At 63.9% G+C, this 4469-nt stretch carries 2 protein-coding genes; one reads left to right on the forward strand and one right to left on the reverse strand.

Annotated features, from left to right (window positions below):
* Positions 1-4221 (reverse strand): GAF domain-containing protein (locus tag VI056_15570; protein ID HEY6204439.1); only part of this gene is annotated, 4221 nt, incomplete at its 3' end.
* Positions 4222-4286: 65 nt separating this feature from the next.
* Here VI056_15570 and VI056_15575 point away from each other — a divergent pair.
* The coding region (locus tag VI056_15575; protein HEY6204440.1) for an FAD binding domain-containing protein at positions 4287-4469 on the forward strand (183 nt) is incomplete at its 3' end.

The raw sequence follows: 4469 nt of genomic DNA on the forward strand, positions 1-4469 counted from the left end.
CGCGACGACCGCGTTCAGCTGGATGGCATGCCTGGCGGCGCGCTCCCGAACGATCGTGAGGCCGCTGTCGAGCGCGTCACGGAACGAGAAGGTGGATACCTCGAGATCCATACGGCCTGCCTCGATCTTGGACAGATCCAGAATGTCGTTGATCAGCGACAGGAGATGATCGCCTGACCCGCGCACGTCCAAGAGATACTCACGCTGCTTCTCGTTCAGCTCGCCGAAGAGTCCCTCCAGCAGCACGTCTGAGAATCCGATGATCGCGTTGAGTGGAGTGCGCAGCTCGTGCGACATGTTCGCGAGGAACTCGCTTTTGTGCTGGCTTGCGACCTCGAGCGCCCGACTCTTGTCCTGGATTTCGTTGAAGAGGCGGACGTTCTGGATCGCGATGGCCGCTTGGTCTGCGAATGTCTCGGCCAGTGTGATCTCGCGACTCGTGAACGCCTGAACTTTAGCTCGAGCGATGACAAAGGCGCCGATAACCTCGCCCTCGCGGAGCATGGGTACGGCCGCCGCAGTTCGTACGCCGAATCGCTTGTATGGCCCACTCACGCCTCTCGGCTGATCTGGATCGTTCGTAATGTCTGTCGTCGCCACGCTCCTTCGCCCGTTGATCGCGCGCCCTAGAACGGAAGTGGGATCGGGCAGTGAGCCGCTCGGATATGTGATGCTTGCGAGCTGGTCCGCGAGCGGTCGGCCTTGTGCGTCGACTCCGTAGACGGCTTGGCCATAGACCGTTTCGCCATCGTGAATCCGGACCATCCACCCCATGTCGGCGCCAGATAGACGGGCTGCGTTTTCCATCACCGTCTCGAGCACACGGGCTAGGTCGAAAGCCGAGTGACTGATCGTCTTGAGAACGTCTGCAACAGCGGTCTGTTGGCCGAGTGCCTCCTTTGTCTCGTTGAACAGCCGCACATTCTCGATCGCGATGGCGGCTTGATCGGCGAAGGTTTGCACGAGGTCGATCTCACGGGCTTCGAAAGGCCGCATCTGATAACGCGCCAGAACCATCCCGCCGATGCTCCGTCCGTCGCGAAGCATCGGAACGCCGACGACGGTCCGCGATTCCGTAAGGCGCGCGACGATGGAACCCTTGAGCTCGGGGTCTTCTTTCACGTCGGGCAGATGGACCGTGCGCCCTTCGGCGAGAGTGAACCCCATAAGGCCCCCACCTTTGCCGAGGGGGATCCAAGGTCCAGCGATGTGGCCTTGCGTCCGCTGACGCACGAGCTCCTCTTTGACCGATTCGGGAAACTCGGTGCTGTACGCGACGGTCGTGAACTGGTCGTTCTCGACCCGAGACAGCCATCCGATGTCCGCGCCTGCCAGGCGGACGGCGTTGTTGAGGACGATGTCCAGCACCGGCTGGAGATCGAAGGCTGATCGGCTGATGGTCTTGAGCACTTCACCCACAGCGGTCTGCTGCTCAAGCGCCTCCTTCGTCGTGGCGAAGAGACGCGTGTTCTCGATGGCGATCGCGGCTTGATCCGCGAACGTTCGAACCAGCTCGATCTGACGGTCGGTGAATGGTCGAACCTCGTTCCGCGTGAGCGCGAACACACCGATGACTTTGCCGTCACGCAGCAGGGGGACGCCAAGGACCGTTCTGTACCCGGCGGCCTGCTGCATGTCGGCCATCGTGTACTCCGGATCCTCCAGGACGTCCGCGATCTGCACGGCGTGACCCTCGAGCGCCGTCCGACCCACAAGGCTCCCGCGCTCCGGCCTGTGTACCTCCTGATGCATGAACTCGATGTAGGCGGGCGGTAACACGCCGATGCTCCAATAGGAGCGAGTCCGATACGCATCAACTTCGAGCGTGCTGATCGATCCGTCGTGAGCGTCGCAGAGCCTGACCGCGCGCTCCACCACGGTGTCCAGCACTGGCTGAAGATCGAATGCCGAACGACCGATCGTCTGAAGGACGTCGCTGATCGATGTCTGCCTCTCGAGCGCTTCTTTCGTCTCGTTGAAGAGGCGGACGTTCTCGATCGCGATCACCGCTTGGTCCGCGAACGCTTCGACCAGCTGGATCTGACTCGGAGTGAAGCCGCTGGCGTCCTTCTTGCGGAGGAGGATCACACCGATCGCGCTGCCCTCGCGGAGCAGCGGCGTCGCCAGAGTTCCGCGATGTCCCGTTACTGCCGCCTTCGCTCGCGTGCCCAGGAAGTCCTCGCCTTCAGCGCTCTCCGCGTCGGCGAGGTGGACCGTGCGCCGCTCGAGGATTGCGCGCCCGCCGACCGAGTTGCGATCGATCGGCTGGATCGGGCTTGCAGCCACGGGTAGCCGGCCGTGATGCGCGACGCGCCGAAGCATGTCACTTTCGAGGAGAATCACGGCAGCGTCCTCAGCCCCGCAATACCGCGTTGTGTTCCGCGCGATTGCGTCCACCACCGGCTGCTGGTCCGCGGGTGAGTCCGCGATCACGCGCAGGATTTCCGCGAGCGCGGTCTGACGCTCAAGGGATTCTTTTGTCTCGTTGAACAGACGCACGTTCTCCATCGCGATTGTTGCTTGGTCCGCGAACGTCTCGACAAGGCGGATGTCCGCATCGGAGAAGGGCCGTCGCTCGTTCCGCGCAACACCGATCGCTCCTATCACCTCGTTGTCGCCAAAGATCGGCACGCCGAGGACCGTGTGGACGCCGTGCTCGCGGTTCGATGGCCAGTCGTAATCGGGGTCCTCGAAGAGGTCCGGGATGTGCACCACGGTCCGCCGCAGCGCGACCCGTCCGATCAGGGTGCGGTCGGAGATCGCGGTGGGGTGGGAGCGCTCGTACTCCAGGAGCGCCGGCGTCCCACCGTGGGAGGCGATCAGCTGGAACACCTCGCCTTCCTTGCGGAAGAGGTATCCCCAGTCGCCGCGACAGAGTTTCGTGGCGTTCTCCACGACGACATCGAAGACTGCCTGGAGATCAAAGACCGAGCGGCTGATCGTCTTGAGCACGTCGCTGGTCGCCGTCTGCTGATCGAGCGCCTCTTTCGTCTCGTTGAACAGGCGCACGTTCTCGATCGCAATTGCGGCTTGCGCCGCGAACGCACGCAGGAGCTCGACCTGGCGCGGCGCGAATGGCCGGACTTGGAGACGGCGCAGACAGAGCGTTCCGATCGGCCGGCCCTCCCGCAACAGCGGTGCGGCAAGGACCGTGCGGTAGCCCAGATCGCGTGCCTGCACCCGACCAAGGGGAAAGTCCTCGTCTTCGGGCAGATCCTCGACTTGTACGACCGTGCCGTCTACGACCGAGCGCCCGGTGACTGTGGATCGATCAAGTTGCCATTCGAAGTGCTCGCCGTACAGGCGGAGCGGGCCGTGATGCGCCTCTAGGCGGAGCTTGCTTCCACGGACCAGCGCGATGAACGCATCCTCTGCCACGCAGTACCGAGCTGCGTTTCGCGCGATCGCGTCGAAGACCGGCTGAGTTGCGGTGGGCGAAGCCGAGATCGCGCTCAGGATGTCGCCGAGGGCGGTCTGCCGCTCGAGCGCCTCTTTCGTCTCATTGAAGAGGCGCACGTTTTCCATCGCGACCGCGGCCTGTCTAGCGAATGTCTCGACGATCGCGACTTGCCGGTCGGTGAACGGCGCGGGCGTGGTCCGCCAGAGGGAGACCGTGCCGAGGACCTCGTCGCCGCTCATCAGTGGAACGCCGAGCATCGCGCGGAACCCGCCAAGTCGCTGCGCTTCGTGATACGTGTACTCCGGGTCTTCGAGCACGTCCGCGAGATTGATCGTTCGCTTCTCGACCGCGACGCGACCGGTCAAGGTGCCTCGGTTGCCGACCGCGATCGGGTTGCGGCTGTTGAACTCCATGAGCTCTTGTGACGGGCCAAAGCCCGCCGCGAAGTGGAGAAGGTCGCCGTCGCGGCGATACAGGATTCCCTGTCTCGCGCCCGAGAGGCGCGTTGCATGCTCGGTCACGGTCTGCAAAACACGGCTTAGATCGAAGCCCGACGCACTGATGGATTTGAGCACCTCGGACACAGCGGTCTGCTGGTCGAGCGCCTCCGCGGTCTCGCGGCGAAGTCGGATCGCGGCGCTAGAGGCGACCCCGACGAGCGCGGCGCCGGCGATGAACGCGGACGCGATTGCCCAGCGAAGCACCCGCTGGCTCGCATCCGCGGCAGCGAACTCCGCGAGGCTCAGCAGTGGCAGGACGGCTAGCAAGACAACGAGAACAAGGCGCACTGGCCGCTCGACAAGCCACTCCGCGAGGCGCATTCCCCCTCCTCAGCGGTGTCGAATGCTAGGCCTCCGGTGGAGCCGACGAAAGGGATAATCCGCCTGTGAGCGTTCATGTGGCAGGCGACCTCAACGATGTACTGGATCACCTTTCCAGCGCCACCGACGTGACACTTCTCGCCGGCGGCACGGACCTCATGGTCGACCTCAACTTCGGCCGAAAGCGCCCGGAGCGCGTCGTTGCCATCGATCGCGTACCGGAGCTCGCTCGGCTCGAGCGCAACGGC

The sequence above is a fragment of the Candidatus Limnocylindria bacterium genome, assembly GCA_036523395.1.
Lineage (GTDB): Bacteria > Chloroflexota > Limnocylindria > P2-11E > P2-11E > CF-39.